The sequence below is a fragment of the Ruegeria sp. BI7 genome, assembly GCF_056537925.1.
The window spans coordinates 12739-38607 of the sequence record NZ_JBQFSK010000014.1 but is presented as its reverse complement, the minus strand read 5'-3'; the positions used below and the strand labels follow the sequence as shown (position 1 = coordinate 38607).

General features: G+C 56.8%; 37 protein-coding genes and 1 pseudogene. 2 read left to right on the top strand and 36 right to left on the bottom strand.

Annotated features, from left to right (window positions below; genetic code table 11):
* Positions 1-34: 34 nt before the first annotated feature.
* The 8 genes from ACR0JB_RS20710 to ACR0JB_RS20675 form a co-directional block, all read right to left on the bottom strand.
* Positions 35-742 carry an ATP12 family chaperone protein gene (locus ACR0JB_RS20710; protein WP_170397676.1) on the bottom strand — a complete coding sequence of 236 codons (708 nt, stop codon included), beginning with the start codon at positions 740-742 and terminating at the stop codon, positions 35-37.
* A 4-nt stretch (positions 743-746) separates the two neighbouring features.
* Positions 747-1418 (bottom strand): HAD-IA family hydrolase, encoded by a 672-nt coding sequence (locus ACR0JB_RS20705; protein ID WP_170397679.1) that lies wholly within the window; start codon positions 1416-1418, stop codon positions 747-749.
* Entirely contained in the window at positions 1415-2458 is a 1044-nt protein-coding gene (locus ACR0JB_RS20700) for an RluA family pseudouridine synthase (RefSeq protein WP_170397682.1), read from the bottom strand. Before ACR0JB_RS20700 ends, ACR0JB_RS20705 begins: the two co-directional genes overlap by 4 nt.
* A 109-nt stretch (positions 2459-2567) precedes the next feature.
* Complete coding sequence (locus ACR0JB_RS20695) at positions 2568-3878, bottom strand: replication-associated recombination protein A (RefSeq protein WP_170351665.1); 1311 nt, start codon at positions 3876-3878, stop codon at positions 2568-2570.
* A 3-nt stretch (positions 3879-3881) separates the two neighbouring features.
* Complete coding sequence (locus ACR0JB_RS20690) at positions 3882-5267, bottom strand: trypsin-like peptidase domain-containing protein (protein WP_480637985.1); 1386 nt, start codon at positions 5265-5267, stop codon at positions 3882-3884.
* A gap of 71 nt (positions 5268-5338) precedes the next feature.
* Entirely contained in the window at positions 5339-6331 is a 993-nt protein-coding gene (locus ACR0JB_RS20685) for a TauD/TfdA family dioxygenase (RefSeq protein ID WP_254428573.1), read from the bottom strand.
* A 194-nt stretch (positions 6332-6525) separates the two neighbouring features.
* Positions 6526-7416 carry a DUF2950 family protein gene (locus ACR0JB_RS20680; protein WP_480790248.1) on the bottom strand — a complete coding sequence of 297 codons (891 nt, stop codon included), beginning with the start codon at positions 7414-7416 and terminating at the stop codon, positions 6526-6528.
* Position 7417: 1 nt separating this feature from the next.
* Positions 7418-8761: a DUF3300 domain-containing protein gene (locus ACR0JB_RS20675; RefSeq protein WP_170507006.1), complete on the bottom strand. Its 1344-nt coding sequence runs from the start codon at positions 8759-8761 to the stop codon at positions 7418-7420.
* Positions 8762-8884: 123 nt separating this feature from the next.
* Here ACR0JB_RS20675 and ACR0JB_RS20670 point away from each other — a divergent pair, with 123 nt between their 5' ends.
* Complete coding sequence (locus ACR0JB_RS20670; protein ID WP_170507003.1) at positions 8885-9868, top strand: TAXI family TRAP transporter solute-binding subunit; 984 nt, start codon at positions 8885-8887, stop codon at positions 9866-9868.
* A gap of 65 nt (positions 9869-9933) precedes the next feature.
* Here the strand turns inward: ACR0JB_RS20670 and rplQ are convergent, their stop codons facing one another.
* The 11 genes from rplQ to ACR0JB_RS20615 form a co-directional block, all read right to left on the bottom strand.
* Complete coding sequence (gene rplQ, locus ACR0JB_RS20665; RefSeq protein WP_170351669.1) at positions 9934-10356, bottom strand: 50S ribosomal protein L17; 423 nt, start codon at positions 10354-10356, stop codon at positions 9934-9936.
* Between the two features lie 129 nt (positions 10357-10485).
* The gene (locus tag ACR0JB_RS20660) at positions 10486-11502 is read right to left on the bottom strand and encodes a DNA-directed RNA polymerase subunit alpha (protein ID WP_058276312.1); all 1017 of its coding nucleotides are present in this window, start codon (positions 11500-11502) and stop codon (positions 10486-10488) included.
* A 115-nt stretch (positions 11503-11617) separates the two neighbouring features.
* Positions 11618-12007 carry a 30S ribosomal protein S11 gene (gene rpsK / locus ACR0JB_RS20655; RefSeq protein WP_008757289.1) on the bottom strand — a complete coding sequence of 130 codons (390 nt, stop codon included), beginning with the start codon at positions 12005-12007 and terminating at the stop codon, positions 11618-11620.
* A 15-nt stretch (positions 12008-12022) separates the two neighbouring features.
* Positions 12023-12391 carry a 30S ribosomal protein S13 gene (rpsM, locus tag ACR0JB_RS20650; protein WP_058272383.1) on the bottom strand — a complete coding sequence of 123 codons (369 nt, stop codon included), beginning with the start codon at positions 12389-12391 and terminating at the stop codon, positions 12023-12025.
* Positions 12392-12591: 200 nt separating this feature from the next.
* Positions 12592-13236 (bottom strand): adenylate kinase, encoded by a 645-nt coding sequence (locus ACR0JB_RS20645; protein ID WP_170351670.1) that lies wholly within the window; start codon positions 13234-13236, stop codon positions 12592-12594.
* The gene (gene secY, locus ACR0JB_RS20640; protein WP_058283501.1) at positions 13233-14597 is read right to left on the bottom strand and encodes a preprotein translocase subunit SecY; all 1365 of its coding nucleotides are present in this window, start codon (positions 14595-14597) and stop codon (positions 13233-13235) included. The genes ACR0JB_RS20645 and secY overlap by 4 nt, the downstream gene beginning before the upstream one ends.
* A gap of 109 nt (positions 14598-14706) precedes the next feature.
* Positions 14707-15180, bottom strand: a complete 474-nt coding sequence (rplO, locus tag ACR0JB_RS20635; protein WP_170351671.1) for a 50S ribosomal protein L15 — start codon at positions 15178-15180, stop codon at positions 14707-14709.
* A 144-nt stretch (positions 15181-15324) separates the two neighbouring features.
* Positions 15325-16185, bottom strand: coding sequence for a hypothetical protein (locus ACR0JB_RS20630; RefSeq protein ID WP_254437437.1), 861 nt, complete (start codon positions 16183-16185; stop codon positions 15325-15327).
* Positions 16186-16363: 178 nt separating this feature from the next.
* Positions 16364-16576 (bottom strand): DUF1127 domain-containing protein, encoded by a 213-nt coding sequence (locus ACR0JB_RS20625; RefSeq protein WP_170351672.1) that lies wholly within the window; start codon positions 16574-16576, stop codon positions 16364-16366.
* A 170-nt stretch (positions 16577-16746) separates the two neighbouring features.
* Positions 16747-17205 carry a hypothetical protein gene (locus ACR0JB_RS20620; protein ID WP_170351673.1) on the bottom strand — a complete coding sequence of 153 codons (459 nt, stop codon included), beginning with the start codon at positions 17203-17205 and terminating at the stop codon, positions 16747-16749.
* A 21-nt stretch (positions 17206-17226) separates the two neighbouring features.
* The gene (locus ACR0JB_RS20615; RefSeq protein ID WP_170351674.1) at positions 17227-17595 is read right to left on the bottom strand and encodes an antibiotic biosynthesis monooxygenase family protein; all 369 of its coding nucleotides are present in this window, start codon (positions 17593-17595) and stop codon (positions 17227-17229) included.
* 77 nt (positions 17596-17672) lie between these two features.
* On the opposite strand from ACR0JB_RS20615, the gene ACR0JB_RS20610 reads away from it, so the two are divergent.
* Complete coding sequence (locus tag ACR0JB_RS20610; protein WP_170519138.1) at positions 17673-18104, top strand: MarR family winged helix-turn-helix transcriptional regulator; 432 nt, start codon at positions 17673-17675, stop codon at positions 18102-18104.
* A 102-nt stretch (positions 18105-18206) separates the two neighbouring features.
* Here ACR0JB_RS20610 and rpmD read toward each other — a convergent pair whose 3' ends face one another.
* From rpmD to ACR0JB_RS20525, 17 genes and pseudogenes are all read right to left on the bottom strand, one after another.
* Positions 18207-18395: a 50S ribosomal protein L30 gene (rpmD, locus tag ACR0JB_RS20605; RefSeq protein WP_008757946.1), complete on the bottom strand. Its 189-nt coding sequence runs from the start codon at positions 18393-18395 to the stop codon at positions 18207-18209.
* A 12-nt stretch (positions 18396-18407) separates the two neighbouring features.
* Positions 18408-18977 (bottom strand): 30S ribosomal protein S5, encoded by a 570-nt coding sequence (gene rpsE, locus ACR0JB_RS20600; protein WP_058283505.1) that lies wholly within the window; start codon positions 18975-18977, stop codon positions 18408-18410.
* 116 nt (positions 18978-19093) lie between these two features.
* Positions 19094-19453 carry a 50S ribosomal protein L18 gene (gene rplR, locus ACR0JB_RS20595; RefSeq protein WP_480790247.1) on the bottom strand — a complete coding sequence of 120 codons (360 nt, stop codon included), beginning with the start codon at positions 19451-19453 and terminating at the stop codon, positions 19094-19096.
* An 11-nt stretch (positions 19454-19464) separates the two neighbouring features.
* Positions 19465-19998, bottom strand: coding sequence for a 50S ribosomal protein L6 (gene rplF, locus ACR0JB_RS20590; protein WP_170351676.1), 534 nt, complete (start codon positions 19996-19998; stop codon positions 19465-19467).
* 12 nt (positions 19999-20010) lie between these two features.
* The gene (gene rpsH, locus ACR0JB_RS20585; protein WP_010437099.1) at positions 20011-20403 is read right to left on the bottom strand and encodes a 30S ribosomal protein S8; all 393 of its coding nucleotides are present in this window, start codon (positions 20401-20403) and stop codon (positions 20011-20013) included.
* Positions 20404-20416: 13 nt separating this feature from the next.
* Positions 20417-20722 carry a 30S ribosomal protein S14 gene (rpsN, locus tag ACR0JB_RS20580; RefSeq protein WP_010437098.1) on the bottom strand — a complete coding sequence of 102 codons (306 nt, stop codon included), beginning with the start codon at positions 20720-20722 and terminating at the stop codon, positions 20417-20419.
* A 19-nt stretch (positions 20723-20741) separates the two neighbouring features.
* Positions 20742-21302: a 50S ribosomal protein L5 gene (rplE, locus tag ACR0JB_RS20575; protein WP_170334098.1), complete on the bottom strand. Its 561-nt coding sequence runs from the start codon at positions 21300-21302 to the stop codon at positions 20742-20744.
* Entirely contained in the window at positions 21295-21606 is a 312-nt protein-coding gene (gene rplX / locus ACR0JB_RS20570) for a 50S ribosomal protein L24 (RefSeq protein WP_008755589.1), read from the bottom strand. The genes rplE and rplX overlap by 8 nt, the downstream gene beginning before the upstream one ends.
* Before the next feature lie 2 nt (positions 21607-21608).
* Positions 21609-21977: a 50S ribosomal protein L14 gene (gene rplN / locus ACR0JB_RS20565; protein WP_008757934.1), complete on the bottom strand. Its 369-nt coding sequence runs from the start codon at positions 21975-21977 to the stop codon at positions 21609-21611.
* A 76-nt stretch (positions 21978-22053) separates the two neighbouring features.
* On the bottom strand, positions 22054-22284 hold the full coding sequence (gene rpsQ / locus ACR0JB_RS20560; protein WP_170351678.1) for a 30S ribosomal protein S17: 231 nt from the start codon (positions 22282-22284) through the stop codon (positions 22054-22056).
* A 4-nt stretch (positions 22285-22288) separates the two neighbouring features.
* A complete protein-coding gene (gene rpmC, locus ACR0JB_RS20555; RefSeq protein ID WP_010437082.1) occupies positions 22289-22495 on the bottom strand; it encodes a 50S ribosomal protein L29 in 207 nt (68 codons plus the stop codon).
* Between the two features lie 194 nt (positions 22496-22689).
* Entirely contained in the window at positions 22690-23115 is a 426-nt protein-coding gene (locus tag ACR0JB_RS20550) for an ester cyclase (protein ID WP_058283509.1), read from the bottom strand.
* A gap of 196 nt (positions 23116-23311) precedes the next feature.
* Positions 23312-23518 (bottom strand): cold-shock protein, encoded by a 207-nt coding sequence (locus ACR0JB_RS20545; protein ID WP_170351679.1) that lies wholly within the window; start codon positions 23516-23518, stop codon positions 23312-23314.
* 256 nt (positions 23519-23774) lie between these two features.
* A complete protein-coding gene (locus ACR0JB_RS20540; protein ID WP_480645464.1) occupies positions 23775-24395 on the bottom strand; it encodes a 2OG-Fe(II) oxygenase family protein in 621 nt (206 codons plus the stop codon).
* 50 nt (positions 24396-24445) lie between these two features.
* Positions 24446-24994, bottom strand: coding sequence for an amino acid synthesis family protein (locus tag ACR0JB_RS20535; protein WP_170378411.1), 549 nt, complete (start codon positions 24992-24994; stop codon positions 24446-24448).
* A gap of 217 nt (positions 24995-25211) precedes the next feature.
* Positions 25212-25319: pseudogene (gene rplP, locus ACR0JB_RS20530) on the bottom strand (50S ribosomal protein L16); the annotation flags it as partial.
* Entirely contained in the window at positions 25316-25660 is a 345-nt protein-coding gene (locus ACR0JB_RS20525) for a YHS domain-containing (seleno)protein (RefSeq protein ID WP_437436473.1), read from the bottom strand. The pseudogene rplP and the gene ACR0JB_RS20525, both read right to left, overlap by 4 nt.
* Between the last annotated feature and the right edge of the window lie 209 nt (positions 25661-25869).

The window sequence follows — 25869 nt, the reverse complement described above, 5'->3', positions numbered from 1 at the left end:
CTCGTCCGACGTTGGAAAATCAGGCTGTAAGGGATCAAATCGAGAGGTCAAAAAATCTTTTTGCGTGCAAAAAGGCCGCCTTTTTGGTTTCCGCTACGTCAAATGCCTCATCGTCGTGGCCCCATTGCTCAATCTGCCAAATTTCATCCAGCCTGGACATTTGCCAGATTTCTTCAACATTGCGCCAGTTCAGAGCAGTCGCAAAACCAAGGACAAGCGAGCCTGACAAGCTGACAAGATCATGGAATGCGGCCAGTTGAAAATCGTTAAGCTGATGAACACGCAGCTTTAGGGTGTTCAAAGCCGTTTCCGATTGCGGCTGATGCAACACACCAGCCACGGGCAACAGCCGCGCAGATAGCACCTCGGCCGCCCAGTCCAGGGCCGGGTCCCATTGCTCGGCCTGACGTTTTTGCAACTCTTGCGGGTGTGCCGCGCGGTAGCACAGCATATCCGAATCCCCATAGTCGGCCAACATGTCCGCAACCTCGGCGTGTTGATGTTGGACCTTGTCGATGGCAGCGTTGGCCGACCGTGTGAATGGCATGACTCGCGGGTCGATCTCTTTTTCCTGCGCGTCCCATTCAGCGGCAACCTGTTCGGCCATAGCATGTGTGGGCAGGATCAAGGCTGCCTTAGCCGGAGTTTTCACCCGGCGTCCGTCCAATTCGACAGTGAATCCCCCTTCGGTATCGACCACGGCACTTTCGGTCCAAAATCGCTTGGGTTTCCAATCACTCATGTTGTCAGGTCCAGATATCGTCCAGCGCTTGCGGCAGCTGGTCAAAGGTTTCAATTACACAGGTCGCACCATCCAGAGCGGACCGGTCGTGATAACCCCAACTGACACCGATGCCCGTCACCCCGGCGGCGCGGGCCATGTCCATGTCGAATCTTGTGTCGCCAATCATGACCGTGTTGGCCGCGCCCACCCCGGTTTCACTGCGCGCGGTGTCGATCATCGAAGGGTGCGGTTTCGACGGGTGGTGATCCGCAACCTGCCGGGTCACGAAATACCGCTCCAGCCCATGCGCCTCGATCAGTGCGTCCAGCCCGCGCTGGGACTTACCGGTGGCCACGCCCAACAATACTTCAGGCACTGCGTGCAGCGCTTCAATGGCATCCCGCGCGCCAGGATAGAGAGGAGAGCTTGCAGCGCCCTTTTCAAGACGGTGCGCGTGATAGGCTTGTTTATACCCCTCGACCAGGCACTGCTGATCGCTGTCCGAATGTTCTGGCGCCAGTTGTGCCATCGCGTTGGGCAGGGACAGACCAACAATGGACAGAATTGCGTTGCGGTCAGGCACCGGCAGGGACAGCGCCCGAAAACTGGCGGTCATCGCCGCGACGATGCTGCCCTGGCTATCGACAAGGGTGCCATCCACATCGAACAGCACCAAACGCAGCGGTGCGCTCATTGCAGTTCCTCGAAGGGATCATCGGCGGCCAGATCCTCGGTCCAGCCAAAGGTGTCCCAGCTGTGTTTCATGTGATCTGGCAATGGCGCCGTAATGGTGATGGTCTCGCGCGTGGTGGGATGCTGGAACGAGGCCTGCCGTGCGTGCAGATGCAATTTCTTGCTGATGATACCGCCCAGTTGCGCGCCCCACCCGTCACCAAGGTTTTCCTGACCCGAGCCGCCGTATTTGCCATCGCCGATGATGGGATGCCCAATTGCGGCCATATGCGCGCGCAGCTGATGCGTGCGGCCCGTGATCGGCTCCATCGCCACCCATGCAGCGCGTCCAGCCACCCGGTAAAGCGTGGCATAGAGCGTGTGCGCCCGTTTCGCGCCCGGCGTGTCGTTGATTTCGTTCAGATGCACGGGGATCATCTTTTCACCCTCACCGTGCTTGCCGTGGCCCGCGGCTTTGACCAGCCCGGTCTTGATCTCACCCAGATAGGGCGTCGGCACCCCGGCCACCAGGGCCCAGTAAATCTTGCGCGTATCGCGGTGACGGAAGGCGGTAGTCAGCCCTTTAGCCGCCTCGCGCGTGCGCGCCATCAGCAATACGCCCGAGGTGTCCTTGTCCAGCCGATGCACAAGGCGGGGGCTCTCGTCATATCCAAACCGCAGCGCCTCGGAAAGGCTGTCAACGTGGCGCGTCTGGCCACTGCCGCCCTGCACCGGCAGGCCTTGGGGTTTGTTCAGCGCCAGAACGTCATCATCGCGATAGATGACGCAGGACTGGATCATCTTGGCGTCGGCGTCCGAAATACGATGTTTGACCTCGGCAGGTTTGTGATCGGCATCGGGCAAAGGCGGTACACGAACGACCTGACCGGCCTCAAGCCGGGTCGAGGCTTTCACCCGCCCGCCTTCAACCCGCAGCTCGCCCTTGCGGCACATCTTTTCGATGCGCCCCTGGCTGACATGGGGAAACAGGCGGCGCAGCCACCGGTCCAACCGCTGGTCGCCATCACCTTCTGCCACGGTGATCATCTGTACGCCGCTCATGCCGATATCCCCTGCGTCGCGCGACGTGTCCGCGCGCTAAGCCTGTCTGTACGTGTCCTAGAAAACATGCGCGTCTGTGGCCTGCTGCACCGCAAGAGTCAAGCCGACCTTACCCGTTGCGCTGGGCCCGCAGCTTGGCAAAATAATCCAGCCGCTTTTTCAACTCGCGTTCGAACCCACGTTCGACCGGCTGATACAGTTCAGGCCGGTCCATACCGTCAGGGAAATAGTTCTGACCTGAAAACCCATCCTCGGCATCGTGGTCATAGGCATAGCCCGCGCCATATCCCTGGTCCTTCATCAACGAGGTCGGCGCATTCAGGATATGCTTGGGAGGTGGTTCGCTGCCCGATTGCTTGGCCAGCCGCATCGCCGCCTTGTAACCGACGTAAGCGCCGTTCGATTTGGGGGCCAGGGCCAGGTAGACCAGCGCCTGTGCCAAGGCCAGTTCCCCCTCGGGGCTGCCCAGCCGTTCATAGGTCTGCCATGACTGCACGCAGATCGCCTGTGCCTGCGGGTCGGCCAGACCGATATCCTCAACCGCCATCCGGGTGATCCGCCGCGCCAAGTATCGCGGGTCTTCGCCCCCCGTCAGCATCCGCGCGAACCAATAAAGGGCAGCGTCCGGATCTGACCCGCGGACCGATTTGTGCAAGGCTGAGATCAGGTTGTAATGCTCATCCCCCGACTTGTCGTATTTTGCTGCACGCCGCATCAACCGGGTCGACAGCGCATCCGGGTCCAGCGGCGCGTCAACCTTCCACGCCGCGATCTGTTCGATCAGATTCAACAGCGCTCGCCCGTCACCATCGGCCATTTCCTGCAACGCCTCACGGGCAGGCCCGGTCAGCGGCAATGCGCGGTCCAGCTCTTTCTCGGCCCTTTGGGTCAACCGTTCCAGATCAGTCAGGCTGAGCCGTTCCAGCACCAGCACTTGCGCCCGGCTGAGCACAGCGGCGTTCAGCTCAAAGGACGGGTTTTCGGTCGTGGCCCCAACCAGCAGGATCGTCCCGTCCTCCATATGGGGCAGGAACCCGTCCTGCTGGGCTTTGTTGAAACGGTGAATCTCATCCACGAACAGCAGCGTGCCCTGCCCGTTCTGGCGGCGGATCTTGGCGGCTTCGAACACTTTCTTGAGGTCCGGCACGCCAGTGAAAATTGCGCTGATCTGAACGAAATGCAGATCGGTTTCCTGCGCCAGCAGCCGCGCGATGGTTGTTTTTCCCACCCCCGGCGGCCCCCAGAACACCAGACTGGATAAGCTGCCCGAGGCTAGCATGACCCCCAGCGGCGCATCTGGGCCCAGAACCTGTTCCTGCCCAATCACCTCAGCAAGTGTTTGCGGGCGCAACCGATCCGCCAGCGGCCGATGCGCAGGCGGTGCGGGCGCGGCGGCCCCGGTGTCGAACAGATCGCTCACGCGTTACAACCGGAACCGCAGGGAAACCGAACGGCCACCGCGCAGGATGTCAAAATTCAACCTGCGCCCCGGATCGGTCAGCGCATCGACTATGTCTTGCGGGTGGTCGATCTGCGCGCCGTTGATGCCATTAACCACATCACCTACACGCAGCCCAGACCGCCCTCCGTATCGGTCTGCGTCCACCACAACAACGCCGGTTTGCGACAGCACCAGCCCCAGCCGCGTGATGACCGCCGGATTAACGCGTGAGACCGTCAGCCCAGGCATGACCGTCTGGTCATCCAGCGTGGTCTCGTCGGCTGACGGGGTCTCAGGTGCCCGGACAAGGGCTACTTCCAGATCCGAGCTTTCCTCGCCGCGCAACCGGGTCAAAACCGATGTGCCGCCGACACCCGCCACCGACATGCGGAACTTCATCTCGGCCGGAGAGTTCACTTCATCCCCGTCTACGTGGGTTACCACGTCACCGACACGCAGACCTGCATCGGCAAGCGGGCTAAGGGGGTGCAGGTCAGAGATTACCACGCCCAACGGGATCACCAGACCCAGCGACTCGGCGATATCGGCGCTCATATGCTGACCTGCCATTCCCGCCCAAGGGCTGACGAAATGGTCATTACCCTCCTGCGCTTGCCGCAGGAACTCGGCCACCAAATTGGCCGGGATCGCAAATCCAATGCCGTTCGATCCGCCCGAGCGGGTCAGAATGGCCGTATTTATCCCGATCAGATCCCCGTTCACGTCAATCAGCGCCCCACCCGAGTTTCCCGGATTGATTGCCGCATCCGTCTGGATGAAATAACCGCGCGCGTTGCCGGTCGCAGCCCCGGTCCGGGCCAGCCCTGAGATGATGCCCGACGACACGGTCTGTCCCACCCCGAACGGGTTGCCGATGGCCAGCGCCAGTTCCCCCACCGCGACTTGATCGGAATCGCGCAGTTCCAGGAACGGCAGATCGTCAGCCTCTTGCAGGCGCAAAATGGCGATATCGCTTTCCTTGTCACCCAGTACCACCTGGGCCGAATACTCCCGCCGATCCGTCGTCACCACGCGAATTTCCGTAGCAGTACCAACCACATGGTAGTTCGAAACGACGTAACCATCCTGCGAAAGGATTACGCCGGACCCCAGCGAGTTCTGAACGCGCGGGCGCGGCTCGGCCGAACCGCCGCCAAAGAAATCCCGAAAGAACGGGTCCGAGAAAAACGGGTTGGCCCGCCCCTGCCGCACGATCTTAGCATAGATGTTGACGACCGCCGGTGAGGCCTCTTTGACCACCGGGGCGAAACCCAACGATATCTCGGCTTGTGATTGCGGCACGCGGGTGTCCGCAGTGGCTACCGAGGCGCATGCGAAGGAAAGAGCGATAAGTGTCGCGCGGAACATATAGACCTCAACTTGCAGAGTTGCGTTGGATATGCGCCCGCGCGAAACGTAATGCAAGCTTCCGGTGACAGTCAGTTAAGAGGAGCGTTCAACCGCGTACCCTTGGTAATGATCCCGCCGCGATTGCCAACATCAATGGTTCCGTAGCGCTGCTTGAACACCTCAGGCAATTCGCGGTCTCCCTCGGGGGATAACCAAAGTCGGAACAGATGACGCCGCTCGTCCGGGTTCGGCCAGTCGGTGAACCCTGTCCGGTCATGCAGCTGAGAATGATTATAAACGAACTGCATGTCTCCGGGTTGCAGCCGCATGGTCAGGTACATTTCTGGATCATTTGCTAACGCATCAAACCTGTCCAAAGCCGCGACATGGTCGGGTGTCAGGCGCATGGCATCAGGAAACCTTTGCGCGCTATCGATATACTGGCGCTGGTAGAACACGGTGAGCTTGCCGTCGTGCCAGCAAAATGGAGGGATCGTCATGAATGGTTGCATGCCTTCCGGCACTTCGCCCCGGCGATCGGTCGCGATGGGGTCGAACAAACGCTGCAGCAGGTCGGGGCACTCGGCACGCATTCGATTATAGATGGTTTCGGCACTGACCAACAGTGAATCCCCGCCCTCTTTGGCGTCACGCAAACATAGCAGCCCGACGATATCGGCGCTGTCCGTGTGAAAGGTCTGCCGCTCGTGGGTCTGGTAAATCCGCGTGTTCGGGTCATTGGCATCCGCGCCAATGTCACGGACATGCCCTAGAATGTGGCCCTGAGCGTTCTGTGAGCGGGCAGACCCCAGATGTGCCCCCGCCCCGCAGAAAATCGCCGCTGCCATCTCTTGCGTGTACGATTGCACCGGAAGGCCCCGGATTACCTCAAATCCGATCCCATTGATCAATTTGTCGCGCAGATGTTGCAGATGGCCGTCAAACCGTTGTAACGGAAAATCCGCTTTTGAGATTTCCCCGATGTCGCGCCCCAAGCTCAGATAGTGACGGGCGGCTTGTTCAAGATCGGCGATGTCCTCGGGCGACAGGTCGACAATCCATTCATGCTCGCGAGCGCTCATCTGTTGTCCGGTCCAAGCGGAAGGTCCTGTGAATTCACTGGGGATCTCGGATATTTCCGTCATCATCTGTACTCCACACATATTTTTCAGGATAACGCGGGAAAGATGGTTTTACATTGCCGTAAAATAGCCAAAAATGACGTTAGTTAGACGATAGACCTGTACTGTCCGCCTGCAAACAGGTGGCGCACGCATTATTCAACCGGCGACCAATCCTGACCGGGATCGTAGGACGTAAAATCCGCAGTTATTTCCAGTGTTTCGGGGCCAAAATCCGCCTCGAAAACAATTCCGTTTTCGCCCACAAGGAAAGAATGGATACCGGTTTCACCATATTCAGCAGGAACTGCCAACAGGGCGTGCCCGGCGACAAACCTATCACCGACATAATAGGAATAAGCGCCACCCGGTGCATTTGGACCCTGCTCTTGCAGGATAGTATAGTAATACCCCAGGAAGGGCTCGGCATCGTAATCAACCTCGCCATCACTCCAACCCGAAGCGGCAGCGCGGGCCAGTGCTGCACCGACAAAGCTGTCTTCTTCGGGCCAGAACAACCCGTTTCTGACGCCTGGATCCGCAATAATCGTCTGAGCAAATTCCATAACGCCATCACCATTGTGATCGACCAGCCTGAACGCAGCCTGAAGATCGACGTAAGCCTCAAGCAGTTCGATCACGTCCAGTTCGTTCAAGCCAATCTCGCGGGCAGAGAGTTCCTCGATGCCGGCTTCGAGATCGAATTGCCAGCCGTCTTCGCCTCGTGAAATGGGGATCGGGAATGGCCAGCTGTCTTCTCCCAACAAAAGAACGACGCCGTCCTCGTCGGGTTGAAATCGGTAACCCTCGGCGTACATGGCAAGTACTTCCTGCCGCCTTTCCTGATCCTCGACAGGATCACCTGTCCCGATCAGGTCTTCCGCCTCGGGCCCAAAAATCTCCAGCAACTTGCCTTGGTCATCCGCCCTCAGGGCATCAACAAAGGCATCAAGGGCAGTTTGCGGCGTGTCGAACCGAGCCCCATCTGAAAGTGCGGCACCCGCAGTTGCGGCAAGAAAAAGAATGGAAAACACCGAATTACGCATCTTACCGTCTCCGCTTGCCTTTGGCGGCATGGCCGCGATTGGACGCGCTGTGGGTTCTTTTCCCTGACGCCTTTTTCTTCATCGCCTGCCCCTTGGAGGCCTGTGGCTTGCGCTGAGCCGCTTTCTTGGCCTGAGGCTTCTTGGCAGCTTGGGGTCTTTGTTGGACAGGCTTTTTCGCAGTCTCCGGTCTTTGCTTGGTACGCTCGACGGCTTGCTGCTTGGCTGCGGCCTTATCTCGGTCGACATTGCCCCGGTTCACCTGTGGCAGGTCTTTCTTTCCACTGTCCCGGTTGGCAAGCGCACCGCCAGCGACGGCTCCTGCGCCCGCTCCGGCGGCAACCGCTGCTGCCCGCTCACGCGAAGCGCCATCCCGACTGATATCGGCAGCACCAGATTCGCGGCTTAGTTTCGCGCGCAACTCATCTGTGCGTCCTTCGGGACGGTTCACTGGCAGATCGCCACGGCCACTTTCGGGCCTTTTGTGGTTCGAGATTTTATCCTGTGCCTGTTTTTTGCGGTCAGGATCGGGTTGCCATCCGATATCCGTCCGGTCCCCAAGATCAATGTCCCTGTCGATATTGACGTTGCGGTCGACATCAATGTCGATATCGGGGTTCCTGATGATGGGTTGACCATTCCATCCGCCACAATTCCGACAGCCCCAATAGTCGTACCAATCATCATCGTCGTCAAAAATTTCGTCAATTAGTGCGACCGTTCCAAAGGTCAGTAACGCCGCACCAACCACATCCCCTGTCGATGGACCGGTATAAACTGTTTCGGGGTTGTATTGCGGCACATATACCGTCTCGGTGTTTGTGGGCGTGATGACTACCGTTTCGTCTTCGGCCACTTCAACTGTTTGTTCAGGGCCTGAAACTAATGCGCCACTGTCGATCGCCTGGTCCCGCATCACCTGAACAGCGTCCATCACATCGTCGGACTGGGCCAGCATCGCGGTGCCCATGGTTTCGGTCCAGTCAATATGGGTGGCCATCTGCCCGACAACTTCGGGAAACGCCGTAGCAAGAACACTGACCGAAGGATCCCAGCCCATGGCACCGATTTCCGGCTCCAACTCAGCGGGGTCACGGTCGGCGTTGTCCAGCAAAAAACGCTCGGCCTTCACAATTTCCAACGGCTGGGTAGCGGCGACAAATATCTGGATAAGCAACGTGTCTGGATAAAGAGCGACCGGTGCAACCAATGTTTGCAGCTCGGCATCTGTCAAAAGATCGGATTGATCAGTTGACGTTTCTTCGGCCGCGGGATCATTGGATGTTTCCTGAGCATAAAGCGCGGTTGATGCGCCAATACCGAGCACAAAAATCAGATACCTAAACATATTGCGATCCTTTAATTTCTTAAAGGATCACCCAAGATTGCGATTCTGGCAACAATTCGCATTGACGGCCAGCGGTTGCGCAAGAAACATGCCCCCGCAATCACCACTTAGAACGGAAATTTTGTGTTTAAAACTTTCTGCCAGAACAGGCTCACTCGTCCTCGCCTTTCATTTGCGATAATCGCCGCGATTTTTGGTTCGATCGCGCCTGCCTCTTTGGCTGCGGATATCAGGATGACTGTCGGTACAGGGGGAAAGGGCGGGTACTACTTCCACATCGGCGATCTGGTCTGTAAATCCTTTGCCCGAGAAACAATCGGCTACAAATGTCAGGCTAAGGCGACGAACGGCCCGACAGAAAACTTGCCTAAGCTTCAAAACGGAAAATTTGATATCGTCGTGGCGCGATCAGACTGGGCTAAACAGGCACTGGAAGGCGGCGGCTTCTTTCAGTCCAATGGTCAGAACCCCGCTCTACGATCCCTGTTTTCAGTTCATAGCGAACCCTTGACCATCGTTGCCCGTAAAGACACTGGGATTCACACGGCTGGCGACCTGAGCGGTAAACGTGTCCGATTGGGCAGGTCCGCGACGCGTTTGGTCAAGCAAATCCCGAGCTCGGCGAATTGGGATGTATCTGCTTTCCAAACAGCCAAACCAAAAGACATGAAAGCGCAATATTCCGCATTGTGCGCAGGAAAGGTTGATGCCGTGGCCGCAGTTGTTGGTTACCCATCCGGTGTGATCCAGAAGACAGCTGAGACTTGCCCGATCCACTTGGTAAATCTGTCTGAGCAACAGATTGACAAGCTGGTCGCGGGTTCCGTCGCGCTCAGTAAAACCACAATTCCAGCAAACGTGTATACAGGTATAACCGCGCCGACGAAATCCCTTGGCTACAAGGCAATATTGCTAAGCAGTGCAGAGGTTTCCGATGAGGATATCTATGCCTTCGTCAAATCCACTTTTGAAAACCTAAGCGATTTGGGCCGCAAGCACCCTGCCCTGTCCGGTCTGCAACCGTCTGAGATGATCCGCGACGGCTTGCCTGCGCCCATGCACCCGGGTGCCGTCCGATATTACCGCGAACAGGGTTGGATCAAATAGGCCAACTAAAGAATAACCCCCGCGTCCGGAGACACGGGGGTTAGAATTCAGAAAGCAGGGCCTTCTTATTCTTCGTCTGCTGCCTCTTCGGCGGCAACGCGGGCTTTGTCAGCCGCGCCTTTGGCGTCGACGTCGCGATCCACGAATTCGATGATCGCCATCGGGGCCATGTCGCCATAGCGGAAGCCAGCTTTCAGAATGCGGACGTAACCGCCCTGACGCTCGGCATAGCGGGGGCCCAGAACTTCGAACAGCTTTGCGACGTATTGGTCTTCTTTCAGCTGCGATGCGGCCTGGCGGCGAGCGTGCAGGTCTCCGCGCTTGCCCAGGGTGATCAGTTTTTCAACGATCGGGCGCAGTTCTTTTGCCTTCGGCAGAGTCGTTTTGATTTGCTCATGCTCGATGAGCGAGCCAGCCATGTTCGCAAACAGCGCCTTACGGTGCTCATGTGTACGGTTCAGGCGGCGGTAACCACGTGCGTGACGCATTTTCTAGTTCCTTCTTTCGCGTTTTGCTTTGTCTGGCCGGCGATGCGTGTCACCGGCTCTCCTTGGGGCGGAAGTGCCCTTGTTGTCCCCGGCAACCCATTTTCGGGCCGGGCATTGGAGAAGACGCGCTTAGAACGCGTCTTCGAATTTCTTCGCCAGATCTTCGATGTTGTCGGGCGGCCAGTCCTCGACATCCATGCCGAGGTGCAGACCCATGCCGGACAGCACTTCTTTGATCTCGTTCAGCGACTTGCGGCCGAAGTTCGGGGTGCGCAGCATCTCGGCTTCGGTTTTCTGGATCAGGTCGCCGATGTAAACGATGTTGTCGTTCTTCAGGCAGTTTGCCGAACGGACAGACAGTTCCAGCTCGTCCACTTTCTTCAGCAGCAGCGGGTTGAACTCCAGACCATCGTCCTCGTCCTGGCGGCCAGCCGATTCCGGCTCGTCGAAGTTGACGAAGATCGACAGCTGGTCCTGCAGGATACGAGCGGCAAAGGCCAGCGCGTCTTCCGGTGTGATCGAGCCATCTGTTTCGATCTTCAGGGTCAGCTTGTCATAGTCCAGAACCTGACCTTCACGGGTCGGCTGAACGTCATAGGCAACCTTTTTGACCGGCGAATAGATCGCATCGATCGGGATCAGGCCGATAGGTGCGTCTTCTGGCTTGTTCTTTTCAGCCGAGACGTAGCCTTTGCCGGTGTTGACGGTCAGTTCCATGAACAGGTCAGCGCCGTCGTCCAGGTGGCAGATGACGTGATCGCGGTTCAGAACCTCGATACCAGCGCTTTCGCTGATGTCACCAGCGGTGACAACGGCGGGGCCTTTGGCATTAATCGACAGGCGTTTGGGGCCTTCGACTTCCATGCGCAGGGCAACCTGCTTGAGGTTCAGGATGATGTCGGTGACGTCTTCACGAACGCCTGCGACCGAGGAGAACTCGTGCAGGACGTTGTCGATCTGGACGCTGGTGATGGCCGCGCCTTGCAGCGAGCTCATCAGAACGCGGCGCAGCGCGTTGCCCAAAGTCAGACCAAAGCCACGCTCCAGAGGCTCGGCAACCAAGGTCGCCTGACGTGCGGGATCGTTGCCCGGCTTGCCTTCCAGCTGGGTCGGCTTGATCAATTCAGCCCAATTCTTATGGATCATGTAATCCCTCCATTCCTGTCCGCGCCCCATGACCAACAAGGTGCAGACGCCCGAGGTTCAAAATGACGTGCTGGGGCCGTGCAAAAAACACAGCCCCAGCTCAATTCAAAATCGCTTAGACGCGACGACGCTTCGGCGGACGGCAGCCGTTGTGAGCGATCGGAGTCACGTCACGGATCGACGTGATGTTGAAGCCCACAGCAGCCAGCGCGCGCAGAGCCGATTCACGACCCGAACCGGGGCCCTGAACTTCGACTTCCAGCGTCTTGACGCCATGTTCCTGAGCCTTCTTGCCTGCGTCTTCTGCAGCCATCTGAGCGGCGTAGGGTGTCGATTTCCGCGATCCCTTGAAGCCCATGGTACCGGCAGACGACCACGAGATGGCGTTGCCCTGTACGTCCGAGATCAGGATCTTGGTGTTGTTGAAGGTCGAATTCACATGGGCGACGCCCGATGCGATGTTCTTACGCTCTTTGCGCTTAACGCGAGTCTTATCACGTGCCATCAGTCAGACCCTCCCTTATTTCTTCTTACCGGCGATGGCCTTTGCGGGGCCTTTGCGGGTACGAGCATTGGTGTGGGTACGCTGACCGCGAACCGGCAGGTTGCGGCGGTGACGCAGACCGCGATAGCAGCCCAGGTCCATCAAGCGTTTGACGTTCATCTGAACTTCACGACGCAGGTCACCTTCGACGGTGAAGTTGGCGTCGATGTGCTCGCGGATGGCCAGAACTTCGGCGTCGGACAGTTCGTTAACGCGACGGGTCGCGTCGATACCTACGGCTTCGCAGATCGCTTTGGCCGAGGTGTTTCCGATACCGGTGATATATGTGAGGGCGATAGGTACCCGCTTTGCAGTCGGGATGTTTACGCCGGCAATACGTGCCACGTGTCACTTTCCTTTTCGTTGCGGTTCCGTAACTCCAGAACCTTTTTTCACAACGCTTTACCGTGGCAGTGAGGCCAGAGGGTTCAGCATTATTCGAGGTGGTCGGGGCAATTGGGACGAATCCCGCATGCGGTCTTGATTCCCTTTAGGGATGGGGGTCGATATGGGCTTTTGGCAACGCCGTCAAGCCCATATTGATATCAGCCAAGGATCGCCTCAATCGACGCGGTGACTTCCTTGATATCCGCCAGTCCGTTCACGGGGCGCAGATCGCCCTTGGCGTAGTAATAGCCGATAAGCGGCGAGGTCTTCTTGTAATATTCCATCAGGCGCGTACGCAGGCTGTCTTCGTTGTCATCTGCACGACGTTGGAAGTCATTTTCCTTACCGCAATTGGTGCATTTACCATCCGCAGGGATTGGTTTGGTGATGTCGTTATAAACCTCACCACACCCGCCACAGGTCGAACGCGCCGTAATACGGCCCACCAACGCATCATCATCGACGCGCATTTCGATCACTGTGTGCAACGACTGACCCAGCTTGGTCAGCAACGCCGCCAGTGCATCGGCCTGCGCCAGCGTACGGGGGAAGCCGTCAAAGATGAAACCGGCGCCTGTTTCGGTGGTCAGCTTCTCTTCGATCAGGCCGATCACGATCTCATCGGTGACCAGCTTGCCCGCATCCATGATCGCCGCGACCTTCTGCCCCATCTCGGTGCCCGAGGTCTTGGCCTCGCGCAGCATGTCGCCCGTGCTTAACTGAACCATGCCGCGTGTTTCGACCAGGTGGCGCGCTTGCGTCCCTTTACCGGCCCCCGGGGGCCCAAGAAGAATAATGTTCATCGACGAGAGGGTCCCTTCCTGCCGCGTTTCTTACCCTTGCCGCGCAGCTGGGACTTTTCGATCAGCCCTTCGTATTGATGCGCAAGCAGGTGGCTCTGAACCTGTTGGATCGTGTCCATGGTCACAGAGACGATAATCAGAACCGAGGTGCCTCCGAAATAGAACGGGATGGCAAACTGGCCCCGAAGGATTTCAGGTAGCAGACAGACCGCCGCCAGATAGGCCGAACCCAGAACCAGCACGCGGTTGACCACGTATTCCAGATACTCGGCGGTTTTCTTGCCCGGACGGATACCTGGCACAAAACCGTTCTGCTTTTTCAGGTTGTCCGCCACATCGTCCGGTTTGAACGACACGTTGAACGTATAGAAATAGGCAAAGAACACGATCATCGAGGCGAAGAACAGCAGGTACAACGGCTGTCCGGGGCCAAAGTTGGCTAGCAGCCACGACATCACCGGCCCGTTGGTCGCACCCGACGAGAAGGTCGAGATCGTCACCGGCAACAGAAGCAGCGAGCTTGCAAAGATCGCCGGGATAACGCCGGCCGGGTTCACTTTGACCGGCAGGTGGCTGGAACCACCTTCATAGATCTTCATACCGGCCTGACGGCGCGGATATTGGATGTGGATCTTGCGCAAGGCCCGCTCCATGAACACAACAAAGGTAATCACGGCGATAACCATCACGATCACACCCACGATCACTGCAGGGCTGATTGCACCGCTGCGTCCGCTGGCAAAGAACTGCGCCAATGCGGCCGGAACCTCGGCAATGATGCCGACGAAGATGATCAGAGAGATACCGTTACCGATGCCACGTGCGGTAATCTGCTCACCCAGCCACATCAGGAACATGGTGCCGCCAACCAGCGTAATCATGGTCGACATACGGAAGAACATGCCCGGATCGGTCGCCAGATCACCCGATTCCAGCGACACGGCCAGACCATAGGCCTGAACGGTGGCCAGAGCCACGGTGCCGAAACGGGTATACTGGTTGATTTTCTTGCGGCCCTGCTCGCCCTCTTTCTTGAGCTGTTCGAGCGCGGGAACCATAGATGTCAGCAGCTGCACAATGATCGAGGCTGAAATGTAGGGCATGATGCCGAGGGCAAAGATACCCATCCGCCCCAGCGCCCCGCCAGTAAACATCGAAACCATGCCGCCGATGCCCTGCCCCGCCTGCTCCATGAACTCGCGCAGGGCCTGCCCGTCGATCCCCGGCACCGGAATAAAGGTGCCCAGGCGATAAACGATCAACAAACCCAGCGTAAACAGGATGCGGTTGCGCAGATCGGTGGCTTTGCCAAGGGCAGACCAGCTTGTGTTGGCTGCCATTTGTTCTGCTGCTGATACCATAAATCGGTCTCTCTTATGAAAACACCGCCCGGAACCGTTTTCCGGCTCGGGCGGCGTCTGGGAAAACTCTGAGGACTATGTAAGCGGGTCTTTGCCCGCTCACAAGCGCTTACTCTGCCGCAGCAGCTTTTGTGACCGTCAGTGAACCGCCCGCTTTTTCGACTGCCTCAACGGCAGCTTTCGAAGCACCGGTGACTTCCAGGTTCAGCTTGGCGCTGATTTCGCCCTTGGCCAGAACGCGGATGCCGTCCAGCTTGCGACGAACCAGACCGGACGCAACCAGCGCGTCCTCGGTGATCGCAGCTTTGGCGTCCAGCTTGCCGGCGTCGACGAATTTCTGGATCAAACCCAGGTTTATAACGGCGAATTCCTTGCGGTTCGGCTTGTTGAAGCCACGCTTGGGCAGGCGCTGGTACAACGGCATCTGGCCGCCTTCATAGCCATTGATGGCCACACCCGAACGGGATTTCTGGCCTTTGATACCACGGCCACCCATTTTACCTTTGCCGGAACCGGGACCACGGCCAACGCGGGTGCGTTTCGGTGTGGCGCCAGGATTGTCGCGCAATTCGTGCAGTTTCATATCGCTTCTCCTTAGCCGGATGTGACCCCCGAAGCGTGATGGGCCAACCACGGCATTTCTTGGTTTTGATTCGTATGGCGCAAGGCCACCGCAGGCGTATAGGCCCGTTGACCTCTCTTGGCAAGCCCGCGGAAGCGTACCGCGCTAGTCCTCGGCTCCACCCGCCTTTTCAGCGGACCCTTTATGCGGCCGGATGGGGGCTGCAAGTGGGTCGATACCGTGCTTCTCGACCAGTTTGCCCACCAGACTGTTCGGATCGGGTCTGCCGCCATATTTGGTCCGCATGATCGCTCGCATCCGTCGACCGTATAGATGGATCGAAACCGTATCCTCTTTCATGTAGTGGTCGATTCTAGCATTCGGCCGGGCCAGGGCACGGCGGCGCGTGAAGTTCAGCGGATAGAAAACGTGCTCGGGCAGCGCATATTTGATCTCACCCGTCTGCTTCAGTGCCCAGGTAAACGCCCGTGGCCCCCACACCCCCCAGAACACCTCAGGGACGTTTACCGGCGCTCCGTTCTGCAGCGATTCTTCCAGCGGCTTTCGGTGCCTCGGAGGCAACCACGGAGGAATGAAATAAGGATCATTGGTTAGCTCAATCAATTTGCCCAGTGTATCACTATCCTGAGGCAGAGCGAGCACGCCTGTGGCCACCTCACCTTCGAGCCGCCCATAGTAATGGCCGTTGGGTGTCGAGAAAGGCTTCAGACAGTAAGCATCGGTATCTGCCCAGATCAAATCCGCTTCTTGCGCCAGCAGTCGATACCGGAACTTGTCCGAATGAGGTGCCGGGCTTCCGGTTCGGCCATGAGTCACAAACTCGGAATCGGGCAGTACCTCACGCGCATCGCGGTGCTCGACCCCATCGGGGATGTTTGTGACGTTGTCATAAGTATAGAGGCGCACACTTTGTCCTGCGTCCAGGTAAGACTTGATGCAGAGCTGTTCCAGGAAACTCAGGGGGCCTTCGACCCACAGCATTCCAATCTGATATTCACGCGCCATACTAAGTCTTTCCGCCAAATTGAACCGAGCATAAAAGTCGCTTTTCTGGCGTGTGCCTTATATGCGGCGTCCTCGCAATGCGCCCGGTCAAAAAACTTCAGCGCTGTGACGCGATAGACTCTCAAACAAAAAAGCGGCGCCAAACGGCGCCCCTGAATTCGTGGATCAGTTTGCTGTGTTACGAGCAGTAAACGTGATCATGCGCGATGTCTTTGATATCGCAGCGGCGCACACCGATATCGTTCAGTTCGCGGTCGGTCAGGCTTTGTAGTTCCGAATAGGTGCGATTGAATTCTGCGCGCAGGGCGTAAGCCTCTTTTACCTTTGCTGCAAAGTCAGCGATGCGAGCAAAAACGGTGATGCCGTGAGTGGTTGTTGCTGTATAAGCCATATCTGAATTCCTTTCCTGATCGGGGCGTATTCCCCGATGTTTTCTTGTGTGTTCCTTGTTTGGACAGGGTTCAGATAGGAGTGTTCGGTATCGCTAACAACGAAGATTTCGGTCTAGCCGCTATGCGTGCATTGAATAGCTATGCGGGGCGCTGTGCTTAATTGGGACCTTTACTGGCTTCTCTGCTTTCGCGCACTTCTTCTGCGGGCGGTCATCGCCCGGCCATCCCGAATACTAAGCCCCATCAACGTCAGATTGGTGGCGCCAGCGATCAGTTCAACGACTTGCACAATATAAAAGCTGGTGTCGAATGATCCTGCGTTTGCTTTTGCGCTAAGGTAGATGGCGGCGGGAACAAGGATGAGAAGTCCGTTCATCGCTATGATCGGCATCCGTTTCTTCTTGGCGAGCGCCTGGACATCTTTGCGGCGACGCCCAAGAGACATGCCGGATGCACCGACAATCACCATTGCTGGCACCAGAATAAACAGTCCGCTGACGATCATGGATTTTACCGCGGCGACGGTCGCATGGGTTGCAAATAACTCGCTGTACAAGGTGGATGTCCAGAAAACGAGGATTGTAAGAAAACCTAATACTCCGGCGATGGGGTGGATGGTTCTTAACATGTTGCTACTCCGGTTATCGCATCAGGCGACGCAGTGGTTTTCAACTGCGAGCTTTCGAACAAGATGTGGCCGCGCCACAGCACTATCTGGATAGTCCGCGATCCGTCGCTGAAATTCGGGATTGGTAAATGCGTCGCGGAAACTTTGGACGTCCTGCCAGATCGCGTAGTTCACAAAGGTCGAACTGCCAGCGATGCCCTGATGGAGTTGTGTAGAAATATATCCTGGCTGAGATTTCATGAAATCTGCATCATGCGCCCAGGCCTTCAGCAGCGCCTCTTTGTCTTTGGCGTCCACTGTGAACAGGTTGATCAGCACTACCGGACCTTCTTCGGTCTGCATCTGATCTGCCAGCGTGACGATATTGTCCAACTCTTCAATACGAGCCATTTCGATTCCTCTCAATTCTTCTCCATAGCAAGCTATATATTATTGCATAGCTTGCTATGCAAGTGTAAATCTTGAACATGAACTTTGAAAAAGAAAACTCGGCCGGATACCTGGTCAATCACATGGCGCGGTTGTTTGCGAAGGAATTGCAGCAGCGCATTGCGCCCTTGGGGATCGTTGTTGGGCAATTTCCAATTTTACTGCAGCTTTGGCTCAAAGACGGCGTGACGCAAAAAGAATTGCTGGGCAAAATAGATGTCGAACAAGCGACCCTAGCGAACACGCTCAACCGAATGGAACGCGACGGCTTGATCAAAAGAACAAAGAACCCCGCTGACGCCAGAGCCCAAATGATTTGGTTGACTGAGAAGGCCACAGCAATTCGAAACAGCGCCTATGAGTCTGCTCAAAGCGTAAATGCCGAAGCCCTACAGGTGTTGAGTGAAACTGAACAGGCACGCTTCATGGACTATATGCGCCGTATAATAGAAAAAATGCGTTCAGATTGAACTGACACCATATCGATTAAACTAAGAGACCGTCATAACCCTTAAATGATAAAACGCCCCCGAAATATCGGAGGCGTTTCTAACTTTTCGAAGATGTCGCGCTTAGCCGCGTTCTTCGATGATCTCAACCAGATGCGGGATCTTGTTGACCATGCCGCGGACCGAAGGAGTATCCTCCAGCTCACGGGTTTTGTGCATCTTGTTCAGGCCCAGACCGATCAGGGTCGCGCGCTGTTCAGCGGGGCGGCGGATCGGGGAACCGATCTGCTTGACGACGATGGTTTTTGCCATGGGTCGCTCTCCTTATGCTTCTGCTTCAGCAGCTGCCGGTGCTTCGTCCCGCTTGGGCAGGATGTCAGCAACCTTTTTGCCACGACGCTGTGCAACCGAACGCGGGCTCTGCTCTTTCTGCAGGCCGTTGATGGTGGCGCGGATCATGTTGTACGGGTTCTGCGAGCCCAGCGACTTGGACACAACGTCCTTGACGCCCAGCATTTCGAACACGGCACGCATCGGACCACCGGCGATGATACCAGTACCTTCAGGTGCGGTGCGCATTACCACTTTACCGGCGCCGTGACGGCCTTCGATGTCGTGGTGCAGGGTTCGACCTTCGCGCAGTTGCACGCGGATCATCTGACGCTTGGCTTGCTCGGTCGCCTTACGGATGGCTTCAGGTACTTCTTTCGCTTTACCTTTGCCAAAGCCGACGCGGCCTTTCTGATCGCCGACAACCACCAGAGCGGCGAAGCCAAAGCGCTTACCACCTTTTACGGTTTTCGACACACGGTTGATCGCAACCAGACGATCGGCGAACTCCGGTGCTTCGTCGCGGTCACGACCACGGCCCCGGCGGTTTTCACGTTCTGCCATTTTGGCATCCCTTCTCTCACATGGCGCAATCGGCGCCGTTTGTTCAATCCAAGTGAGCCCCGACTGTTGCCGAGGCCCCCGGATCATCGGGGCAGCCGCAAAGCTGCCCGCAAGTCTTAGATCTTCAGGCCGCCTTCACGCGCAGCGTCGGCCAGAGCCTTCACTTTGCCGTGGAACAGGAAGCCGCCACGATCGAAATAGGCCTCTTCGACGCCTGCCTTCTTGGCACGCTCGGCGATGACCGCGCCCACTTTGGTGGCCGCTTCGACGTTGTTCTTGCCAACGACACCCAGATCTTTTTCCAGGGTCGAGGCCGAGGCCAGGGTCACGCCACGCACGTCGTCGATCAGCTGAACAGAGATGTTCTTGTTCGAACGGTGTACGGACAGACGCGGACGACCCGCGTTGACCTTGCGAAGTTTGTTCCGAACGCGCAGGCGGCGCTTCAGAAACAGGGTTCTTTTGCTGTTTGCCATGGTTTGCGTCCTTACTTCTTCTTGCCTTCTTTGCGGAAGATGAACTCGCCCTTATAGCGGATGCCCTTGCCTTTGTACGGCTCGGGACGGCGCCATTCGCGGATTTTGGCCGCGACTTCGCCCACCTGCTGCTGGTCGATACCTTCCACAACGATCTCGGTCTGCTTCGGCGCGGTGATGGTGACACCTTCCGGAGCGGTGAAATCAACGTCGTGGCTGTAGCCCAGGTTCAGCTTCAGGGTGTTGCCCTGCATCTGAGCCCGGTAACCAACACCCTGGATCTCCAGCTCTTTTTTGAAGCCCTGGGTCACACCGGTTACCAGGTTGGCAACCATGGTGCGGCTCATGCCCCACTGCTGGCGGGCACGCTTGGACATGCCACGGGGGTTGATTTGCACAACATTGTCTTCGACCGACAGCGTTACGTCATCGGTTGCGGTGAAGCTGCGGGTGCCTTTCGGACCTTTCACTTCGATGGTCTGGCCGGACACAGTGGCGGTAACGCCGCTGGGCAGCTCGACCGGTTTTTTACCAATACGAGACATTGACAGACCTCCTTAGAAGACGGTGCAGAGCACTTCGCCGCCAACATTGTTGGAGCGAGCGTTTGCGTCCGACATCACACCTTTCGGAGTGCTGACAATCGACACGCCCAGACCCTGACGGACCTGTGGGATGTCATTGACGCCCATGTATACGCGGCGACCGGGTTTCGAGACCCGCTTCAGCTCGCGAATAACAGGGGTGCCTTCGTAGTATTTCAGGCTGATTTCGATGGCCGGATGACCGTTTTCACCGGTCGTCGCTTCGTAGCCACGGATATAACCTTCGTCCGCCAGCACGTCCAGAACCCAACCGCGCAGCTTGGAAGCCGGGGTGGAAACGGTGGACTTGCCGCGCATTTGCGCGTTGCGGATACGGGTGAGCATATCGCCGATAGGATCATTCATATCTATGTCTCCCTTACCAGCTCGATTTCACCATGCCGGGGATCTGACCAGCAGAACCCAGCTCGCGCAGCGCAATACGGCTGACCTTCAGCTTACGGTAGTAAGCATGAGGACGACCGGTCAGCTGACAGCGGTTGTGCAAACGAGTAGCCGAGCTGTTGCGCGGCAGTTTCGCCAGTTTCAGACGCGCTTTGAAACGCTCTTCCATCGGCTTGCTCTCGTCATTCGCGATTTCTTTCAGCTCGGCACGCTTTGCGGCATATTTGGCCACCAGGCGTTCGCGCTTCTTTTCGCGTTCGATCATTGCTTTTTTAGCCATGTCTTAATCCTCCCGGCGCTTATGCGTTGAAGGGCATGTTGAATGCTTTCAACAGTGCCTTTGCTTCAGCGTCGGTTTTCGCTGTGGTGGCAATTACGATGTCCATGCCCCAGACTTCGTCGACTTTGTCGAAGTCGATTTCGGGGAACACGATGTGCTCTTTCATGCCCATGGCAAAGTTGCCCTGACCATCGAAAGACGGCTTAACACCGCGGAAGTCACGAACGCGCGGCATCGCGATGGTGATCAGACGATCCAGGAATTCGTACATCCGGTCACCGCGCAGGGTCACTTTCGCACCCAGCGGCATGTCTTCACGGACGCGGAAACCCGCGATCGACTTTTTCGCCTTGGTTGCAACGGCCTGCTGACCGGCAATCGCAGTCAGATCCTCGACAGCCGCTTTGGCTTTCTTCGAGTCTTTAACCGCCTCAGCACCACAGCCGATGTTCAGAACGATTTTTTCCAGCTTGGGCAGCTGCATGTCGTTCTTGTAGCCGAACTCTTCTTTCAAAGCGGCACGGATGGTTTCAGCGTACTGAGCCTTCAGACGCGGAGTATAGGTTGCGTTATCAAGCATCGATCACGTCCCCTGTGGTCTTGGCGAAGCGAACCTTCTTGTCACCTTCCATGCGGAAGCCAACGCGGGTGGCTTTGCCGTTTGCGTCCAGCAGTGCCAAGTTCGACAGCTCGATCGGGTTTGCCTGGGGCAAACGGCCGCCTTGGCTGTTCTGGGTCTGGCGGGTGTGGCGGATGGCGATGTTGATGCCGTCGACAACAGCTTTACCGGCTTTCGGGTCAACCGAGGTAATAGTACCCTCTTTGCCCTTGTCCTTGCCGGCCAGCACGACGACCTTGTCGCCTTTGCGGAGTTTAGCAGCCATGATTACAGCACCTCCGGAGCCAGCGAGATGATTTTCATGAAGTTCTTGCCGCGCAGTTCGCGAACAACGGGGCCAAAGATACGGGTACCTACGGGCTCGTTGTTGTTGTTCAGGATGACGGCGGCGTTGCGATCGAAACGGATCGCGGTGCCGTCTTCGCGACGGACTTCTTTAGCGGTGCGTACGACGACGGCCTTACGGACGTCACCTTTCTTTACGCGGCCGCGTGGGATGGCTTCCTTCACCGAGACGACAATGATGTCGCCGACGGAGGCGTATTTACGCTTGGAACCACCCAGGACCTTGATGCACTGAACTCGGCGTGCGCCGGAGTTGTCAGCGACATCCAGATTGGTCTGCATCTGGATCATGTGGTTTCTCCCGACCTGTGGGGGCTGGTCTCGTTAGATCCCCCAGGGTTTCGACAAATGGAAAAATCCCGGAAGCTTACGCCTCCAGAACTTCCCAACGTTTCGTCTTCGATTTCGGCGCGCATTCGATGATGCGTACAGAGTCGCCGACCTTGAAGGCGTTCTTTTCATCGTGAGCCCGGTATTTCTTGGACTTACGGATGGTTTTCTTCAGAACCGGATGCGTAAAGCGGCGCTCGACGGAAACGGTTACGGTCTGTTCGTTGGCGTCGCTGGTTACGGTGCCAGACAGGATACGCTTGGGCATAGGATTACTCCTCCGATGCCGCGGCAGCGGCCTTTTCGTTCAGAATGGTTTTGACGCGGGCAGCATTGCGGCGGGCCGCTTTGATGCCGGCAGTGTTTTCCAGCTGACCGGTTGCCTGTTGAAAGCGCAGGTTAAAGCTTTCTTTCTTCAGGTTGGCCAGTTCCTCGCGGAGCTGGTCCGGGGTCTTGTCACGCAGTTCTTGGGCGTTCATCGCCTTTTTCCTTTGCTCAAAACACCAGAAGGCCCCGTATCAGGGTCACCTTTGACCTGGTGGATGAATGATAGACATACGAATCCCCCGACTCAGCCGGGGGAACGCAAGATGCCGCTCTATAGGGGTTTCAGGGGTGGGTGGCAAGGGAAAGTTTAGGAATCCTCTGCCTACACTAACAGGCTAGTCGCTGCTTACTTCACCAAGCCTAGATGTCGTACGATAGTGGCGCTGTCATAATAGTCTCGTCCTTCAACAACCATGCCACCTATTACCCGCATTACTGAGCAATAGCGCACTTCGTATCGCTTTCCGGTTGGTTCGAAATCACCGAGGCTTGAATGCAGAACACCAGTGTGGGTTCCGGTATTGTGGAACTCTACGATCGCCCATTCACCGCACTCGCTGACGATCACATTATCCACGATGCATTCTCCATCCGGGAATGCCTTTCGCCAACGCTCGTAATCCTCTTTATAGGCCAGCTTGCCAAGTTGCTTTTCCTCACGAGCAACATCTTCGAACTGACAATCTTCGGCAATCACCTCGGCCCCGCGATCAGGATCCCGCATCCCCCAACTTTCATGGAATTGGCGAACCACCCGTTCAGTTTCTTTCATACTGGATACCTCTGTGATCCGTGGAACATACAGGATTGTATATGAGTTGGCTTCAGGTTTTCTCACATTGAGTTTGACGAATTCATCCGGAGAAGTTTCGTAACACTATCCAGAGTTTTTTGTATTTTGGTTGGAAACACAAAACGCGGCCTCGTTTACACGAGACCGCGTCTGCAACTGTCTAAGTCTGAGTGACTTACGCCAGAGCGATGTTCACAGCTGCCTCACGACCGTCACGGCCGGGCTCAATGTCGAATGTTACTTTCTGGTCGTCGGCCAGGCCAGTCAGACCCGAGCGCTCAACAGCCGAGATGTGCACAAACACGTCTTTGCCACCGGTCTCCGGTGCGATGAAGCCAAAACCTTTAGTTGCGTTGAACCATTTTACGGTGCCATTGGCCATATCCGTATTCTCCTATTAAATTGCTGTCCGCGGGATTGCGACAGCGCGGCGTGGTCGGTCTGGATCGAGAGACTGAACGCCAAAATTCAGGAGACAGTGGTCGAAAAAGAAAAACGTAAGCGTGCCCCACATGGTTCATGGCCGCTCACTTTGCAAGGTTTTTCGACAACGCGAGGTGAAATGTGATTGGCAGGAACACCGCCTGTTCGCCGCGCAATTGCTCTGCTGGTCCAATTCTCGTACTGGGAACCGTGGTTCATTCCCACTTGTAGTTAAAGCTAACACTAATCCGCTCTTCCTCGGCCATGTTCATCGGCACCTCGTGGCGCAGCCAGCTTTCCCACAGCAGAACGTCGCCCACCTGCGGTTTCATATAGATGAACGGCTGCAAGTCCCGCCGTCCATCTTTTAAACGCGTAGGTGCCGCCATCATGCGGCCCGAGCGGGGGTCTTCCAGCTTCAACGCGCTGGCCCCTTCGGGCATCGCCACATAAGTGGTGCCCGAAATCACACTGTGCGGGTGCAGGTGGCTGGAGTGCATCCCGCCCTCGGGCAGGATGTTAATCCACAGGTCCTCCAGCTTCAACTCGCCCTCGCCCAGATCAAACTCCAGATCCTTGGCAAAGGCCGCCACGTGTTTATCCAGAGCTGCAACCAGATCGGCGAAAATCGGGAACCGCCAGGGCAGATCGGTCAGCGAGGCATAGCTGGTGTAACCAGGATAGCCGTTCTCGTCACACCATTTCTGCCCGGCCTCATCATCCTCGGCAATGACAAGGCAGGAACTTTCCAACTCTTCCGCGTCGATCTTGGGATCAAACTCGGACAAAGCTGCGCGATAAAGACGGGTTACGAAGAGTGATTCAATCTGTGCCATGATTGGGGGCATAGCCCAAGCCCTTATCCAAGGCCAGCCCCCGCCAGCCCTTAGTTTTTGATCGGCCCCGAGCCGCAGCGCGGGATCGGGCGCCCGCCATCCGCGTAGGCCAGACACATGACAATCTCATCCGGTTTCGGCGCGTCGGGAATGCTCAGCGTCATGGTATCGAAATGGTCAAAGGACCACGGATTGTCCTTGTGTCCGAGGGGCAGATCAATCGCACATCCCGGTGCCCCAAGTTTGGCATTCGACGGGATGACGGCTTCACCTCCACCTGCTGATGCGCGCATTGGAGCGCCGAGTTTCGGATGGATCAATGCGCCACCTTGTTCGAGATCGCCATTCGCACCCACAATCGCTGCTTTACCGTAGGAAATCGGCGCTCGGTCGAGTTGAGAAACAGCCTCGGACGCTAGGTCTGCCCCAAGCATTCCTCCAATTTCAAACAGCTCGGACAAGTCTTCCGAGAATTTACCGGCCAGCGGGTTTTGTATGACAGCCAAAGCTGCAACTCTGCAGACTGGAGCGCATGGTTGCCCAAACTGGTCGGTGGTTATGACCTCTTTGACAAAAACCTTCTTGCGTAGCTGAAACATACAACCCTCCCATTCACTCTAGGCAGATTATGGGGGCTATGGGCAAAGGTCGACTTTTTTCACTCATCAGTGGGATGGGTCGCAAAAGACTAACACAATACCCCCTGCCGGTGTCCTGACAGGGGTCAATCTTGTCACGAACGAGTGGTCCCTAGTCGCTTACCAGTCTTGGGGAACCTAAACACAGGTCTTGATCGGCAGCTTTATAGTGATCCGACTTGAGCTTGCATGCCCAGCGATCGACTGAAACTCTACCCAGACGTACTTTAACCGGCTTTGCAGTGACCGGAGTATCTTGGAAGATGCGGATCCAGACACGCCCTATTTCTTCAGCAAATCGGGCCAGAACTCGTTTGCTTTTTCAATATTGGCATCAATATCGCTGGCCCAGATGCGCCGCACCTGCGGGCTGTAATTCAGATACAGTTTTTCGTCCCAGATGCGCCATGCGAACGGGTCGACATCGGCCACCGCATTCTGGCTGGCCGCATAGGCGCAATATCCGCCATATTGAGGAGCATACTTCGCCGGGTCAGACAGAAAAGCCTGGCGGTTTTCATCATTCAGAAACACCCAGGTGGCGCCATTGTGCTGAGCCATGATCTCAGGATCGCCCTTTTGCGGATCACCGTCTTGCCAATAAGTCATGACGTCATATCCGTTCATCGCAAGCTTGTTGAAATACCCTAGGTTCACCTCGGGCGACGCGGCCCAGGTTTTTGCGGGGGCGACCACGGTACCAACTGCCATCAGAAACAACAGAACGAAATGGCGGAGGATAAAACTTGGCATCAGTATCCTACTCGATGGCAGAGAGGGTTCGTCCGAATTTAGCCACGCCTGTCTGCCGATTGCCAGTCACGAGTCTGTAGACC

Bases quoted from the DNA above. Each gene is read 5' to 3' on its own strand.
- rplR (WP_480790247.1), bottom strand. From the start codon at position 19,453: ATGGCAAACAGCAAAAGAACCCTGTTTCTGAAGCGCCGCCTGCGCGTT.
- rplQ (WP_170351669.1), bottom strand. From the start codon at position 10,356: ATGCGTCACGCACGTGGTTACCGCCGCCTGAACCGTACACATGAGCAC.
- rplF (WP_170351676.1), bottom strand. From the start codon at position 19,998: ATGTCTCGTATTGGTAAAAAACCGGTCGAGCTGCCCAGCGGCGTTACC.
- rpsE (WP_058283505.1), bottom strand. From the start codon at position 18,977: ATGGCAGAACGTGAAAACCGCCGGGGCCGTGGTCGTGACCGCGACGAA.
- ACR0JB_RS20660 (WP_058276312.1), bottom strand. From the start codon at position 11,502: ATGATCCATAAGAATTGGGCTGAATTGATCAAGCCGACCCAGCTGGAA.
- ACR0JB_RS20690 (WP_480637985.1), bottom strand. From the start codon at position 5,267: ATGTTCCGCGCGACACTTATCGCTCTTTCCTTCGCATGCGCCTCGGTA.
- ACR0JB_RS20545 (WP_170351679.1), bottom strand. From the start codon at position 23,518: ATGGCCAATGGCACCGTAAAATGGTTCAACGCAACTAAAGGTTTTGGC.
- ACR0JB_RS20705 (WP_170397679.1), bottom strand. From the start codon at position 1,418: ATGAGCGCACCGCTGCGTTTGGTGCTGTTCGATGTGGATGGCACCCTT.
- rpmC (WP_010437082.1), bottom strand. From the start codon at position 22,495: ATGAACGCCCAAGAACTGCGTGACAAGACCCCGGACCAGCTCCGCGAG.
- ACR0JB_RS20700 (WP_170397682.1), bottom strand. From the start codon at position 2,458: ATGAGCGGCGTACAGATGATCACCGTGGCAGAAGGTGATGGCGACCAG.
- ACR0JB_RS20525 (WP_437436473.1), bottom strand. From the start codon at position 25,660: ATGAACGGATATGACGTCATGACTTATTGGCAAGACGGTGATCCGCAA.
- ACR0JB_RS20645 (WP_170351670.1), bottom strand. From the start codon at position 13,236: ATGAACATTATTCTTCTTGGGCCCCCGGGGGCCGGTAAAGGGACGCAA.
- ACR0JB_RS20610 (WP_170519138.1), top strand. From the start codon at position 17,673: ATGAACTTTGAAAAAGAAAACTCGGCCGGATACCTGGTCAATCACATG.
- ACR0JB_RS20540 (WP_480645464.1), bottom strand. From the start codon at position 24,395: ATGGCACAGATTGAATCACTCTTCGTAACCCGTCTTTATCGCGCAGCT.
- rplO (WP_170351671.1), bottom strand. From the start codon at position 15,180: ATGAAACTGCACGAATTGCGCGACAATCCTGGCGCCACACCGAAACGC.
- rpsN (WP_010437098.1), bottom strand. From the start codon at position 20,722: ATGGCTAAAAAAGCAATGATCGAACGCGAAAAGAAGCGCGAACGCCTG.
- rpsQ (WP_170351678.1), bottom strand. From the start codon at position 22,284: ATGCCCAAGCGTATCCTGTCTGGCACCGTAACCAGCGACGCCAACGAA.
- ACR0JB_RS20710 (WP_170397676.1), bottom strand. From the start codon at position 742: ATGAGTGATTGGAAACCCAAGCGATTTTGGACCGAAAGTGCCGTGGTC.
- ACR0JB_RS20535 (WP_170378411.1), bottom strand. From the start codon at position 24,994: ATGTTTCAGCTACGCAAGAAGGTTTTTGTCAAAGAGGTCATAACCACC.
- ACR0JB_RS20550 (WP_058283509.1), bottom strand. From the start codon at position 23,115: ATGAAAGAAACTGAACGGGTGGTTCGCCAATTCCATGAAAGTTGGGGG.
- ACR0JB_RS20675 (WP_170507006.1), bottom strand. From the start codon at position 8,761: ATGTTTAGGTATCTGATTTTTGTGCTCGGTATTGGCGCATCAACCGCG.
- ACR0JB_RS20615 (WP_170351674.1), bottom strand. From the start codon at position 17,595: ATGGCTCGTATTGAAGAGTTGGACAATATCGTCACGCTGGCAGATCAG.
- ACR0JB_RS20685 (WP_254428573.1), bottom strand. From the start codon at position 6,331: ATGAGCGCTCGCGAGCATGAATGGATTGTCGACCTGTCGCCCGAGGAC.
- rplX (WP_008755589.1), bottom strand. From the start codon at position 21,606: ATGGCTGCTAAACTCCGCAAAGGCGACAAGGTCGTCGTGCTGGCCGGC.
- secY (WP_058283501.1), bottom strand. From the start codon at position 14,597: ATGGTATCAGCAGCAGAACAAATGGCAGCCAACACAAGCTGGTCTGCC.
- rplE (WP_170334098.1), bottom strand. From the start codon at position 21,302: ATGCTTGATAACGCAACCTATACTCCGCGTCTGAAGGCTCAGTACGCT.
- rplN (WP_008757934.1), bottom strand. From the start codon at position 21,977: ATGATCCAGATGCAGACCAATCTGGATGTCGCTGACAACTCCGGCGCA.
- ACR0JB_RS20630 (WP_254437437.1), bottom strand. From the start codon at position 16,185: ATGGCGCGTGAATATCAGATTGGAATGCTGTGGGTCGAAGGCCCCCTG.
- ACR0JB_RS20680 (WP_480790248.1), bottom strand. From the start codon at position 7,416: ATGCGTAATTCGGTGTTTTCCATTCTTTTTCTTGCCGCAACTGCGGGT.
- rpsH (WP_010437099.1), bottom strand. From the start codon at position 20,403: ATGAATGATCCTATCGGCGATATGCTCACCCGTATCCGCAACGCGCAA.
- ACR0JB_RS20620 (WP_170351673.1), bottom strand. From the start codon at position 17,205: ATGTTAAGAACCATCCACCCCATCGCCGGAGTATTAGGTTTTCTTACA.
- rpsK (WP_008757289.1), bottom strand. From the start codon at position 12,007: ATGGCACGTGATAAGACTCGCGTTAAGCGCAAAGAGCGTAAGAACATC.
- rpmD (WP_008757946.1), bottom strand. From the start codon at position 18,395: ATGGCAAAAACCATCGTCGTCAAGCAGATCGGTTCCCCGATCCGCCGC.
- ACR0JB_RS20625 (WP_170351672.1), bottom strand. From the start codon at position 16,576: ATGGCTTATACAGCAACAACCACTCACGGCATCACCGTTTTTGCTCGC.